Below are 12,823 nucleotides of genomic sequence, written 5' to 3'. Positions count from 1 at the left end.
CCTTGCCGGTCACGGCACTAGTCCGGCCCGTGCGATGTCCACGGCCGAGGTCGGCCGCCCGGCCCGCGCCGTGCATCCGGCCGATGCCGCCCGCGCCACGTTCCCGTTCAGAGCCGCGCCCCCGTGGTGATCCGGACGTTCCAGGAGCCCGACGGTCTTCGGCCGAGGACCTCGACCCTGGTGTGCGCCTCCGGGAGGCTGAAGCTCTCGCCGACGCGCAGCGGGGCGTCCGCGAGCGGCGCGTAGACGGACCGGTCCCAGCAGGCCCCGGAGCGGGGATGGGTGTCGACGACGTCGACCGGGCCGCCGCCGGACGGGGTGGCGTTGCGCACCCGGTAGATCAGGACGCCTTCGGTGCAGGTCGTCCGGTCGTTTCCGGTGGCACCGCGCGCCTCGACGGCCACGGCGTCCCCTTCGCCGGTTCGAATCACCGCGAGCCGGGTGCCGAGCGGGGCACCGGCCGCCGGCACCGCCGCGACCGGTTCCAGGGTGATGTTCCGGGTGCCCTGGACGCAGATCACCTGCTCGGGTTCCAGCCATCCCAGCTTCCATTTGTGCCAGCCGAAGAAATCGGCGGCGAGCCCGAACTGGCTGCCCATCACATCCCAGTCGCCCACGTAGGTGTCCCAGTCGCCCTTGCTGTCGGACGGCCGGTGGTAGAGGTCGGGCAGGTCGAAGAGATGCCCGGTCTCGTGGGCCAGCACGTTGCGGTCCGGGGGGTGCTGTTCGAAGACGGTGACGATGCGCCGGATGTCCGTACCGTCCATGCGCAGCGGACGGCCGAAGTTGACGACCTTGGTGGCATCGGAGTCGACGCCCGGGGCGTCCGGGTCGGCGACCAGGTAGACGAGGTCGAACCGCGAGAAGTCCACCTTCGGGTCGATCACACCGATGGCGTCGCGCAGATAGGCGGCGCGCCGTTCGCTGTCCCAGTCGCGCTGCATGCCGTACCAGTCCGACGGCCTGGGCATCCGGATCCACTGCCGCAGCGGGTGCGGTCGCAGGGTGAACTTCCCGTACGAGGAACGCTGGAAGAAGTGGGTGGTGGCGGGGAAGTGGTCGGCGGCGAGCTCGGCGGGGGTGGTGGTGGGACTGTGGTCGGGGAAGGACAGGAAGATCATGACCGCGTCGAGAGGGTGGTCGGGGCGGGGGTACGTCTCGTTCCAGCCGTCCACGCCTAGCGAGTGGTGGGCCTCGGTCCGGGGCAGCGCGCACGGCCCCTGCTCTCCCGTGGCGGCCACGGCCGGCCCGGCTACGAGGGAGGTGGCCACGAGCGCCAGGAGCGAGGTCGTGGCCGCGGTCACACCGCGCAGACTCGGCCTCTCCAGTCCCCCGGTTCTGCGCTGACGCGGCACAACTACCTCCGGGTGCGAGATCCGATCACGCACCACCCTGTGGCGGTTCGAGGCTTTCGTCCTGTTGAGCTGCCCCAGTCGAGTCAGCAGCCCGTCGAGGCCTTCACCCTCACGGACAGTCACAATCAATCACGGCCACGCCATCAGGGAACGGAACTGGACTCGAACCGCTCACAAAAGATCAGTCATGGGCAAATCGGATCCGTGCGGGACTGACCCATGCGGGGCGAACGCGTGGCGCGGAAGGGTCGGACGCTGGAACGGCCGACGCGCCAGCCTCTATGCTTCACCAGGCTTTCCCCCCACGGTTACCGCCTCCGACGGGCGGTGCGCCGAGCGGCGGGCCGGCCCGGCCACACCTGTTCAGGACAGAACTGCACGGCAGGAGCGAACGGTGAGCGGAACCTCCGAAGGGCCGAGGCCCGCGGCGGGCACACACTCCCACTCCGCAGGACCGCCGGTCACGGAGCGTGACACCCCACGGCCTCCTGCCGGTGGCCATGGATCCGAGCCGCACGGCTATCGGGCGGCCTTTCGGGCCGCCACGCTGCCGATGGCGGTGGTCGATCACGAGGGCCTGGTGGTCGCCGCCAACGACGCGTTCGGCGGTCTCCTCGGCTCCCGCCCCTCGGATCTGACCACGCAGTCGGCGGCCGACCTCCTCGATCTCGCGGCGGACGGACGCACCTGGCACGCGTACCGCGAAGTGCTGCACGGACGGCGCGCGCGGTTCCACTGCACCCGCAGACTCAAGCATCCGGACGGCCGGTCGCTGTGGGCCGAGGTCACCGTCGTACCGATGCCCGAACCGGAGAGTGGTCCGGAAGACGGTTCGCAGGGCGGTCCGGGACACGGCGCGGAGGACGGTCCGGAGCACGGCGGGGCCGGTCGTTCCGGGCCCGGCCGGGTGCTGCTCTCCGTCGCCGACATCAGCGACCGGCGCGAGCTCCAGAAACGGCTGCGCCACCTCCAGATGCACGACCCGGTGACCCGGCTGCCCAACCGGGCCCTGTTCTTCGAACGGCTCTCGGCCATTCTGGAGACTCCTCCGTACCAGGACGACCGGATGGCCCCCGGGCGCGGCCGGATCGGGCTCTGCTATCTCGATCTCGACGGCTTCAAGGCCGTCAACGACACGCTGGGCCACCGGATCGGCGATCAGTTACTGGAAGCCGTCGCCGCACGGCTCACCGACTGCGCGGCCCAGGACGACCCGCACGTACGGGACGGACGGCACCGCCACGGGCCCCATCTCGTGGCACGGCTGGGCGGTGACGAGTTCGCGGTCCTGGTCGAGGACTCGGCGGGCACGCAGCAGCTCACCGATCTGGCCCGCCGCTTGCTGACGGCGTTGCAGAAGCCGTTCGACCTGGGCGGGCGGCGGCTCTCCGTCTCGGCCTCGATCGGAGTGGTGGAACGGCCGGTCGCCGGTACCTCGGCGACCGGCCTGGTGCAGGCCGCCGACACCACGCTGTACTGGGCCAAGGCGGACGGCAAGGCCCGTTGGACGGTCTTCGACCCGGAACGCAACGCCCACCGGATGACCCGGCAGACGCTCTCCTCCAACCTGCGGCCCGCCGTCGAGCGCGGCGAGTTCACCATCGAGTACCAGCCATTGGTCGGCATGGCGGACGGGGTGGTGCGCGGGGTGGAGGCCCTGGTCCGCTGGAACCACCCCCAGTTCGGCATGCTCTCGCCGAATCGGTTCGTCGCGATCGCCGAGGAGGACGGTTCGATCGTCCAGCTGGGCCGGTGGGTACTGCGGTCCGCCTGCCGCCAGGCACGACGCTGGCAGCTCGACCACCCGTCCGAGCCACCGCTGTTCATCAGCGTCAACGTCGCCGTGCGGCAGGTCTGGGACTCCGACCTGGTCACCGATGTCGCGGAGATCCTCGCCGAGACCGGTCTCGAACCGGGCCTGTTGCAGCTGGAGCTGACCGAGTCCGCGGTGATGGGCTCGGCGGGCCGCCCGCTCCAGGCCCTCCAGCAGCTCAGCGACATGGGCGTGCGGATCGCCATCGACGACTTCGGGACGGGCTACTCCAACCTCGCCTATCTGAGCCGGCTGCCGGTCTCCGTACTGAAGCTGGACGGCTCGTTCGTACGCGGCTTCCGCCATGACGACGGCGCCCACGCGAGCCCGGCCGACGAGACGATCGTCGAGGCGATGGTGCACCTGGCGCACCGCCTGGGCCTGACCGTCACCGCGGAGTGCGTGGAGACGGCGGGACAGGCGGAGCGGCTGCGCAGGATCGGCTGCGACACCGGACAGGGCTGGCTGTACTCGCGCGCGGTGGCCCCGGAGCGGATCGCCGAACTGATCGGCCGCCGGAGACTGACCGTGTGAGAGCCGGGCCGTCCGGAGCGGCCGGGGTCAGGCCGTCGGCAGACCCGGCAGGCTCGACGAGCCCGGCAGGTGGTACGCGTCCGCGATCAGTTCGTAGCTGCGCAGACGGGCCTCCCCGCCATGGGCGTTGGCGGTGATCATCAGCTCGTCGGCGCCGGTGCGCTCGGCCAGGGCGTCGAGGCCGGTACGGACCTCGTCCGGCGTGCCGTGGATGACGTCGGACAGCCAGTTGTCGACGAACTCGCGCTCCATGGGCGTGAAGGCGTAGGCCTCCGCCTCCTCCGGCGTCGGGACCAGGCCCGGGCGGCCGGTGCGCAGGCGGACCATGGACAGCGCGCCGGTGAGCACCTGACGGCGGGCCTCGCGGTCGTCGTCGGCGGCCAGGGCCGAGACACCGATCAGCGCGTACGGGGCGTCGAGCACCCCGGACGGCCGGAACGAATCCCGGTACAGGTCGAGGGCCGGGATCGTGTTCCGCGCCGAGAAGTGGTGGGCGAAGGCGAACGGCAGACCGAGCGCACCGGCCAGCCGGGCGCTGAACCCGGAGGAACCGAGCAGCCAGATCGGCGGCCGGGCCGGGGACTGCACGCCGCCCTCGGCGGTGGCCTGGACCGGCCCGGGCACGGCATGGATACGGGAGTAGGGGTGGCCGTCCGGGAAGTCGTCGTCCAGGAACCGGGTCAGCTCGGCGAGCTGCTGCGGGAAGTGGTCGGCGCCCTCGTCCGGCCGGTCCGTGCGCCGCAGGGCGGCGGCCGTGGCGCCGTCGGTGCCGGGAGCCCGGCCGAGGCCGAGATCGATGCGGCCCGGGGCCATGGCCTGGAGGGTGCCGAACTGCTCGGCGATGACCAGCGGGGCGTGGTTGGGCAGCATCACCCCGCCGGACCCCAGCCTGATGCGTTCGGTAAGGGCGGTGAGGTGGGCGAGGATCACGGCCGGCGAGGAGGAGGCGACGCCAGGCATGGAGTGGTGCTCGGCGACCCAGTAGCGGTGGAAGCCGCGGCGTTCGGCGAGCCGCACGATGTCCACGGCGGTGCGCAGCGCCTGGGTGGCGGTGCGGCCCTGGCCCACGGTCACCAGGTCCAGCACGGAGAGGGGGACGGGGGCCGTGCCCTCCGCCCTGCCACGGATCCCGTCGTCCCGGTGTCCGTCGTCCCGTACCTCGTTCCCGTGGGCCTCGTTCCCGTGGGCCTCGTTCCCACGGCCTCCGTCGCCCCGGCTCTCGTCGCCCCGGTTCTCGTTCACGTCCCCGCCTCTCCTGGTGATGTGCCCGGCTGTGTGTACGGCCGCGGCTGCGGCACGACTGCGTCTCACACGTCCGCGCCAACGTAACAGGAGGAGACCTCCGGTTATTCCGGCCGAACCCCTCCACAGGCCTGTGGCCGATGGTGCGCGACCGGTTTCATTCCCCCCGCCGGCCGGGCTCGGAGCGCCTTCCGGAATGCCCCTTCCTGCCGCTGTGCGCCCAGGCGCGGCCCTCGCCCCATCTGGCGACCGGGGCCGGGGGCGCCTCGCGGGCCGCGAAGATCCGGCCCAGCCTCGGGGACCAGGCGCGGCGGTCCGCCAGCCGCAGCCCCTCCCTGGCCGTGACCTGGTTCCCGGTGAGGACCGGTTTGCCGAGGAGTGCCTCCAGTTCCGGCACGTAAGAGACGGTGTGCAGGGCCGTGTCGGGCAGCAGCACCGCCTCCGCGTCCGGCCGGTCCGCCGCTTCGGCGAGTTCCTTCACCTGGTCCGGACCCCAGCGGGCGGCCTCGGCGGCCGAGGCGAGAGCGGCGGTGCGGGTTGCTGTCACCTCGATGCCCGCGGCGTGCAGGAAGGAGGTGAACAGTGCGGCGATGTGCTCGGGGTAGGTCGTGGCGACGGCGACACGGGCGGCGCCCAGTTCCCGTACCGCGTGGACGAAGCCGAAGGACGTGCTGGACGCGGGCACCCCGGCGGCCCGGGCCAGGGCGGCGATCTGCTCGTGGCCGCCCTCCCAGCCGTACAGGAAGCTGCCCGCGCCGCTCGCCCACACGACGCACTCGACACCGGCCCGCTGGAGCTCCGCCACCCCGGCGGCCAGCCGTTCGGGCGCACCGGCCCTCATCAGCGCGTCGGTCCGGTAGGCGTCCTCGTCGACGGCGGTGTGGTTCACGACGAGGCGGACCGCGTCGAGCAGGATCTCCATCCGGGGGAAGTCGTCCTCCGCGGAGTGTCCCGGGTAGAGGATGCCGAGGGTCGTCATGGCCGCCCTTCCCTTTCCCGTCCGTTTCTTCTCGTGCCCGTTCCCGGCTGTCCCCCGCACGGCGCCGCCCGTCCCCCGCCCGCCCCGTCTTCTCCGCGGCACGACATTCGATTTCATCCGCTTCCTCCCAGTTTCCCCCATTCATCGAGGACCGGCCGGGTCCGGCCGGTCCCGGAGGGTCCCGGCCGGCCTCCGCGCCCGTCGTGTGCTGTTGACGAAGACGGACGCGGGTGCGAGCGTGGTCAATCCGCACACCCCAGACGCATCAGACGCAGCGGAGCGACCGCCTCTCATGCCCGAGCCCACCCTGCTCGTCCTGGACACCGACCCGTCGCCGCGTCTCGGCCGGCTGATCGGACGCGCCGCCGTCCGGTACACGGACGGGGCTGGGCTCGCCGCACGGCTCCCGGAGGCCGATGTGCTGCTGGTGTGGGACGCCGCCTCCGACGCGGTACGCACCGCGTGGCCCGGCGACGGGCCGCGTCCCGCGTGGGTGCACACCGCGAGCGCGGGTGTGGACCGGCTGCTCTGCCCCGAGCTGTTGGCTTCCGACACGGTGGTGACCAACGCGCGCGGCGTCTTCGAGCGGCCTGTCGCCGAGTACGTGACCGGGCTGGTGCTGGCGTTCGCCAAGGATCTTCCGCGCACCCTGGACCTCCAGCACCGACGGGTGTGGCGGCACCGGGAGAGCGCGCCGGTGGCGGGCAGCCGAGCGGTCGTCGTCGGCGCGGGCCCGATCGGCCGGGAGATCGCCCGGCTGCTGATCGCCCTCGGCGTCCAGGTGGCGCTCGTGGGCCGCACGGCCCGGCGCACCGTCCACGGCGTGGCGGACCTGGACCGGCTGGCCGCCCAGGCCGACTGGGTGATCTGCGCGGCGCCGCTGACGGAGACGACCCGTGCCATGTTCGACGCGCGGTTCTTCGGGCTGATGCAGCCGTCGGCCCGGTTCATCAACGTGGGGCGCGGCCCCTTGGTCGTCGAGGACGACCTGGCGCAGGCGCTGCGCAATCGCTGGATCGCGGGCGCGGCGCTCGACGTGTTCAGCCAGGAACCGCTTGATCCCCGGAGCCCGTTGTGGGACGTACCGGATCTGATCGTGTCACCGCACATGGGCGGCGACACGGCCGGCTGGCGGGACCGGCTCGCCGAGCAGTTCGTGAGGATGTACGAACTCTGGGCGGCCGGGCAGCCGTTGCCGAACGTGGTGGACAAGCGACGCGGATACGTCCCCGATCCCGCCCACGACCACGACCACGGCTGACCTCGGTCCAAACCCGTCGCGCCCGGCAGGCTTCACACTCACCACCATGCCTGACGGAGGCTCACCACGCCTGGCGCGCAACGGAATACACGTGGACACGTCGCCAACTCCCCCTCTCCGACGGGACACGGAAAGGTCACCCTCCGGCCACGGTTCGGCCACAGGCGGGCGCTTCCTGCATAGACGTACGGGATCGGGCAGGCGCTCCACCTGTCCGAACCGCCAGATCCCTCCAGGAGTTCAGGAACCATGGCCGACATTCCCCACCTGTCCCGCAGGGGCTTTCTCAACCGATCGGCGGCCGTGGGCGGCCTGCTCGTCGTTCCCGGTCTGCTCTCCGCGTGCAGCAAGACCGACGCCGGTGCGGCGGACGGCGCCGGAGCCCTGGACAAGCTGCGCGAGCAGGGCTTCGTACGGGTCGCGTACGCGAACGAGGCCCCGTACGGCTATCTGGAGGGCAAGCAGCTCAAGGGCGAGGCGCCCACCCTGCACCGCGAGATCTTCAAGGCGCTCGGGGTCGACGAGCTGAAGCCCACCCTCTCCGAGTGGGACGGTCTGATCCCCGGCCTCCAGGCGGGCAAGTACGACGTGGTGAGCGCCGGCATGGCGATCACGCCCGAGCGATGCGCCAACGCCCTTTTCTCGGAACCCGAGTTCATCTCCCCGACCGCGCTGATGGTGAAGAAGGGCAATCCGCGGAAGGTCACCGACCTGGCATCGGCGAAGGCCGCCGGGATCACCGTCGGCGTGATGTCGGGTGCCGTCGAGGGCACGTACGCCGAGGGCGCGGGCATCGCGAAGGACAGGATCAAGACGCTGCAGAAGCCGCAGGACGGCGCCGACGCGGTGAAGGGCGGCCGGATCGACGCGTTCCTGCTCACCGGCATCTCGCTGCGCTGGCTGGCGAAGACCAACCCGGAGACCGAGGTCACCGAGCCGTTCGTACCGGAGCTCGACGGGAAGAAGCAGTACAGCCCCGGCGGTGCCGTGTTCCGCAAGGGCAACGAGGACCTGCGGGACGCCTTCAACCGCGAGCTGAAGAAGATCGTCTCGGACCGTTCGCGGTATGTGGGCCTGCTCCAGGAGTACGGCTTCGGGGCCAGCGAACTCCCGCCGGCCACGCTGAAGACGGCCGATCTGTGCGCCGGCTGACGGGGACGGGACGGAACGCACCGCATGAGTGATTTCTTCTCCGCCCTCCTCGACGACCTGCCGCACCTGCGCTCGGGGCTGTGGGTGACCGTCCAGGCCACCGTCCTGGGCGCGTCGCTCGCCCTGGCCCTGTCGTTCGTCCTCGGTCTGATGTCGGTCAGCCGGCTGCTGGTGGCGCGTGGTGTGTCGCGCGTGGTCGTGGAGTTCTTCCGCGGCACCTCGCTCTACATCCAGCTGTTCTGGCTCTACTACGCGATGCCACCGCTGACGGGGTACGAACTGACGCCGCTGCTCTGCGGGGTCGTCGCCTTCGGCCTCAACTACGGTGCGTACGGCGCCGAGGTGGTGCGCGGTGCGATCAACTCCGTTCCGCGTGCCCAGTACGAGGCGGCCATCGCGCTGAACATGACGCCCACGCAGCGGATGTGGCGGGTGATCCTCCCGCAGGCGTGGGTGCAGATGATCCCGTCGTTCACGAATCTGCTGATCCAGCTGCTCAAGTGCACCCCGCTGCTGTGGCTGATCTCCGCCGCCGATCTGATGACCGTGATCCAGCAACTGCGCGACCGCACCGGTGAGACGCTCACCGCGTATCTGACCCTGCTGATCGCCTACTTCGTCCTCGCCTACGCGCTCACCCTGCTGATGAACCTGCTGGAGCGCGGCGCCAAGCGGCGTCTCGGGCTGTCGGCCGGCGCGGATTCGGCACCGCGCGGCGGTGGACCCGTCCCGGCCGTCGCGTCGACCTCCGGAGGTGCCCGGTGAACGGCTCCACGGCAAGCGGTGTCGACTGGGACGCCGTCGGGAAAGCCCTGCCCCTGCTGCTCGAAGGCTTCCGGGTCACCCTGCTCGCGACGGTGCTCGGCACGCTGGTCGCGGCGGTGCTCGGACTCGCCGTCGCGATCGCCGGGCGGGCACCGAGCAGGTTCGTGACGGTGCCGGTGCGGGTTCTGACGGAGTTCGTCCGGTCCACCCCACTGCTCGTCCAACTCGTGGGCGCCGCAGCACTGTTCCCCTCGGTGGAGCCGCTCACGACCGGCATCGTGGTGCTCGGGATCCACTACGCCGCGTACACCTCCGAGGTGTACCGGGCCGGGATCGACAGCGTGCCGAAGGGGCAGTGGGAGGCCTGCCGGGCGCTCTCGCTCACCCCGCGCCGGACCTGGCAGGCCGTGATCCTGCCGCAAGCGGTGCGCAACGTCCTGCCCGCCCTCGGCAACTACGCGATCTCGATGTTCAAGGAGACGCCCTTCCTCGCCGTGATCACGGTGCAGGAAATGGTCTTCGAGGCCCGAAAGTACGGCGCCGACCACTTCGCCTACACCGAGGCGTTCACCCTCGCCGGACTGATCTTCCTGATCGCGAGCTGTCCCACCTCGCTGCTGATGAGAAAGCTGGAGAAGCGCCTTGGCCACTGAACCCCTCCCCCTGCAGAAGGACGCGGCCCCGACCTCCGAGGACGCCGTACCGGCGCCCGGCGGCGCCGTGTCGGCCTCCGCGCTCGCCGGGACCGGTCAGCCCCTGGTCCGCTTCGACGACGTCGTGAAGCGGTACGGCGACCGCGTCGTCCTGGACCGGCTGAACTTCTCGGTGCGCCGCGGGGAGCACGTCACCCTGATCGGGCCCAGCGGGTCGGGAAAGACCACCATCCTGCGGCTGCTGATGACGCTGGAGAAGGTCAGCGACGGCGTCATCTGGGTGGACGGCGATCCGCTGTCCCACGTCCGGGCGTCCGACGGATCACTGAAGCCCGCGACCGAACGGCATCTGCGCGAGGCGCGGAAGAAGATCGGCATGGTGTTCCAGCAGTTCAACCTCTTCCCCAACATGAGCGTGCTGCGGAACATCACCGAGGCCCCGGTCAACGTCCTGGGCATGGACCGCGACGAGGCCGAGTCCCGCGCCCGCGAGCTGCTCGACATGGTCGGACTCGCGGGCAGGGCCGACGCGCATCCCTCCCAGCTGTCGGGCGGGCAGCAGCAGCGGGTGGCGATCGCCCGCGCGCTGGCGATGCGGCCCGAGATCCTGCTCCTGGACGAGGTGACCTCCGCGCTCGACCCGGAACTGGTCGCGGGCGTACTGGAGTTGCTGAGCGACATCGCCCGGAACACCGACATCACCATGCTCTGCGTGACCCATGAGATGAACTTCGCCCGCGACGTCTCGGAGACGGTACTCATGTTTGATTCCGGACGCGTGATCGAATCCGGATCACCGGAGAAGATCTTCTCGGATCCGGAGCACGAACGTACGCGCGAATTCCTCGCCGCGGTGCTGTGACCTCGCCACTCGCCGCACGCCAATGACTCGGGCATATGCCGTTCGAATGGGCCCCAGCTCCGGGAGCCGGGGCCCCTCGTCGCTTCGTCAACGACCGCCCCGTAACGGCCCGTCGGCGGCTATCGTGAGGCCAAAGCTTGCGGTCACAACCTGGTAGGGGAAACCGTGGCATTGAAGCCCGAACCGACGGCGCCGTTCCACTCGGTGCAGCACGCCCTTCGCGTTCTCGAAACGGTCTCGAAGCACGGCGACGGCGTGGCGGACGCCCAGATCTCCCGGGAGACGGGACTGCCCGCCGAGCACCTCACCTCCTTGCTGCTGACGCTGCGCCGCGAGGGGTACGTCGAGCAGATCACCGACGGTGCGTACGTCATCGGCTCCTCGCTGCTGCTCCTCGGTTCCGGCACGGCCCGCAGGGAGGCCCTGGAGGCGAAGCTCCAGCGGTCGCTGGCACAGCTGCGCGATTCGGTCGGCGCGGCGGTCTACATCAGCCGGTACGTCGACGGCGAGGTCCGGATCACGCAGTACGCCGACGGCCCGCGCACCCCCGCGGTCAACGAGTGGGTCGACTTCCGGTCGTCCGCGCACGCCTCGGCGGCGGGCAAGTGCCTGCTGGCCCAGCTCGACCTGAACGGCCGCCGCGACCACCTCTCGCGCCACAGGACGCCCCGGCTCACCTCGCGGACGATCACCAACGAGAAGGTGCTCTTCTCGAAGCTCGACAGCCAGCCGGCCACCGTCCCGGTACTCGACCTCCAGGAGTACGCCGTCGGCACGGTCTGCGCGGCGGTGCCGCTGACGGCCGGCTCGTCGGCGGGCTGCCTGGCTCTCTCCCTCCCGGTCGAGGACGCGCACCGCCTGCGCTCGGCGGCGGACACCCTGAACCGGCGGGCGGCACGCGTGCTGCTGTCGCTGGCGCTCTGAGGGCCGCCCCCGAGCCGCTACTCCCCGGAAGTCGCTCCTCTTCGTTCCGTTTTCCTGCGATTTGTTCCCGGTGGCATCGACACCCTTCGGGAGCGGGTATGATTTTCCTGTCAGCAGGCGCCGCTAGCTCAGTTGGTTAGAGCAGCTGACTCTTAATCAGCGGGTCCGGGGTTCGAGTCCCTGGCGGCGCACAGACAATGCATTGGGCGGTTCATGTACACGCGTGAACCGCCCAATGCGTTTTTTGCTGCCCATCGGACGCCCATCAGGTTGTACGAACGTTTTACACATACTTACTAAACATTCGTTTAAGACGCTCGTGCATTTCCTGGCATGACGAACGCCACGCGCACCACCGCCGAGCGCGGCCACCTCGCCGGCCGCCGGGAATGGACCGCCTCCGTGGCTCTCCTGCCGCCCCTTCTCCTCGTGTCGATGGACATGGCCGAGGGCCGTCCCGTGGGCCCCGCCGAAGTGCCCCCCATCGGGTCCGCCCGGGGTGCGGCCGGTTCGGCTGCGCCCCGGGCGGACCCGATGGGGATCGTCGGTGCCTCAGTGCATCCAGTGCCTCGCGTCAGAACTGCACGTCGGAGCAGGCGTAGAACGCGTTCGTCGTGTCGGCGACGTTCCAGACGCTCAGGATGATGTGCTTCCCGGTCTTCTGGGTGGGGATGGTGCCCTGCTGGGTCAGGGTCGCCGGGGGCTGCTTGCCGCCGTAGGGCACCGTCATGAACGGCTGGGGCTCCAGGTCGGCCCGGGTGAGCGGCTTGGTGGGGTCCCAGCCGTCCTTGGTGATGTAGTAACGGAAGTCCGAGGTTGCGTGGCGGGCGGTGAACTGCCAGCGGAAGCTGAAGCCCTGACCGGCCGTCACCTTGGTGGCGGGCCAGTTGCCGCCACGCGGGTCGTCGAGCTGGGCGAAGACGGAGTTGCCGCCGGAGCAGATCTTCCCGTCGGCCGGGCCGGCCGCCGGGAAGCCCTTCGGCCCCTCGACACTCTGCGGCTCCCACTGGATGTTGCCGCACCCCGTCACGGTGCCGTTGGCACAGAGCTTCTGGCGGCTGATGGGGTTGTCGGTGTAGCCGTGGCTGCTGGCGCTGCTCGTCGCGAACAACGAGGCGCCCGCGATCGCCAGGCCGACTACGGCCGCACTTGCCCTTTTACGCATTGCTGTCGCTCCTCGAGAACGTGGGGGAGGTTCCATGAGCCCTGCTGCGCGCGTACTGCGGTCTAGACCAAGCCTTAGATTATTGACGGGAAATGAACATGTCCAGACCAATGGGAGC

Annotated in this window: 11 protein-coding genes and 1 tRNA gene; 8 read left to right on the top strand and 4 right to left on the bottom strand. The window is 70.5% G+C overall.

Annotation, left to right across the window (positions count from 1 at the left end; genetic code table 11):
* Positions 1 to 107: 107 nt before the first annotated feature.
* Positions 108 to 1,328, bottom strand: a complete 1,221-nt coding sequence (locus ACFYY6_RS14520; RefSeq protein ID WP_386607692.1) for a M6 family metalloprotease domain-containing protein — start codon at positions 1,326 to 1,328, stop codon at positions 108 to 110.
* A 421-nt stretch (positions 1,329 to 1,749) separates the two neighbouring features.
* On the opposite strand from ACFYY6_RS14520, the gene ACFYY6_RS14515 reads away from it, so the two are divergent.
* Positions 1,750 to 3,702: an EAL domain-containing protein gene (locus ACFYY6_RS14515; protein WP_351626574.1), complete on the top strand. Its 1,953-nt coding sequence runs from the start codon at positions 1,750 to 1,752 to the stop codon at positions 3,700 to 3,702.
* A 27-nt stretch (positions 3,703 to 3,729) separates the two neighbouring features.
* Here the strand turns inward: ACFYY6_RS14515 and ACFYY6_RS14510 are convergent, their stop codons facing one another.
* Together ACFYY6_RS14510 and ACFYY6_RS14505 are read right to left on the bottom strand one after the other, a co-directional pair.
* The gene (locus tag ACFYY6_RS14510) at positions 3,730 to 4,830 is read right to left on the bottom strand and encodes an LLM class flavin-dependent oxidoreductase (protein ID WP_351519038.1); all 1,101 of its coding nucleotides are present in this window, start codon (positions 4,828 to 4,830) and stop codon (positions 3,730 to 3,732) included.
* 271 nt (positions 4,831 to 5,101) lie between these two features.
* Positions 5,102 to 5,923 (bottom strand): decarboxylase, encoded by an 822-nt coding sequence (locus ACFYY6_RS14505; protein WP_351518982.1) that lies wholly within the window; start codon positions 5,921 to 5,923, stop codon positions 5,102 to 5,104.
* Between the two features lie 292 nt (positions 5,924 to 6,215).
* Here ACFYY6_RS14505 and ACFYY6_RS14500 point away from each other — a divergent pair, with 292 nt between their 5' ends.
* The 7 genes from ACFYY6_RS14500 (at position 6,216) to ACFYY6_RS14470 (ending at position 11,731) form a co-directional block, all read left to right on the top strand.
* Positions 6,216 to 7,184, top strand: coding sequence for a D-2-hydroxyacid dehydrogenase (locus tag ACFYY6_RS14500; RefSeq protein WP_386607679.1), 969 nt, complete (start codon positions 6,216 to 6,218; stop codon positions 7,182 to 7,184).
* Positions 7,185 to 7,433: 249 nt separating this feature from the next.
* Positions 7,434 to 8,336, top strand: coding sequence for an ectoine/hydroxyectoine ABC transporter substrate-binding protein EhuB (ehuB, locus tag ACFYY6_RS14495; protein ID WP_388649758.1), 903 nt, complete (start codon positions 7,434 to 7,436; stop codon positions 8,334 to 8,336).
* Between the two features lie 24 nt (positions 8,337 to 8,360).
* Positions 8,361 to 9,101, top strand: coding sequence for an ectoine/hydroxyectoine ABC transporter permease subunit EhuC (ehuC, locus tag ACFYY6_RS14490; RefSeq protein WP_389193292.1), 741 nt, complete (start codon positions 8,361 to 8,363; stop codon positions 9,099 to 9,101).
* The gene (gene ehuD, locus ACFYY6_RS14485; protein ID WP_389193289.1) at positions 9,098 to 9,754 is read left to right on the top strand and encodes an ectoine/hydroxyectoine ABC transporter permease subunit EhuD; all 657 of its coding nucleotides are present in this window, start codon (positions 9,098 to 9,100) and stop codon (positions 9,752 to 9,754) included. The genes ehuC and ehuD overlap by 4 nt, the downstream gene beginning before the upstream one ends.
* Positions 9,744 to 10,616 (top strand): ectoine/hydroxyectoine ABC transporter ATP-binding protein EhuA, encoded by an 873-nt coding sequence (gene ehuA, locus ACFYY6_RS14480; protein WP_389193286.1) that lies wholly within the window; start codon positions 9,744 to 9,746, stop codon positions 10,614 to 10,616. Before ehuD ends, ehuA begins: the two co-directional genes overlap by 11 nt.
* 165 nt (positions 10,617 to 10,781) lie before the next feature.
* Positions 10,782 to 11,540 carry an IclR family transcriptional regulator C-terminal domain-containing protein gene (locus tag ACFYY6_RS14475; RefSeq protein WP_351518972.1) on the top strand — a complete coding sequence of 253 codons (759 nt, stop codon included), beginning with the start codon at positions 10,782 to 10,784 and terminating at the stop codon, positions 11,538 to 11,540.
* A 117-nt stretch (positions 11,541 to 11,657) separates the two neighbouring features.
* Positions 11,658 to 11,731 (top strand) — tRNA-Lys (locus tag ACFYY6_RS14470).
* A gap of 383 nt (positions 11,732 to 12,114) precedes the next feature.
* On the opposite strand, the gene ACFYY6_RS14465 is transcribed toward ACFYY6_RS14470, so the two are convergent.
* Complete coding sequence (locus tag ACFYY6_RS14465; RefSeq protein WP_351524497.1) at positions 12,115 to 12,705, bottom strand: lytic polysaccharide monooxygenase auxiliary activity family 9 protein; 591 nt, start codon at positions 12,703 to 12,705, stop codon at positions 12,115 to 12,117.
* Positions 12,706 to 12,823 lie beyond the last annotated feature (118 nt).

The organism is Streptomyces sp. NPDC001750 (assembly GCF_042892615.1).
Classification (GTDB): domain Bacteria; phylum Actinomycetota; class Actinomycetes; order Streptomycetales; family Streptomycetaceae; genus Streptomyces.
Note: the sequence above shows the minus strand (reverse complement) of the source record. Positions and strands in the feature narration are given on the sequence as shown.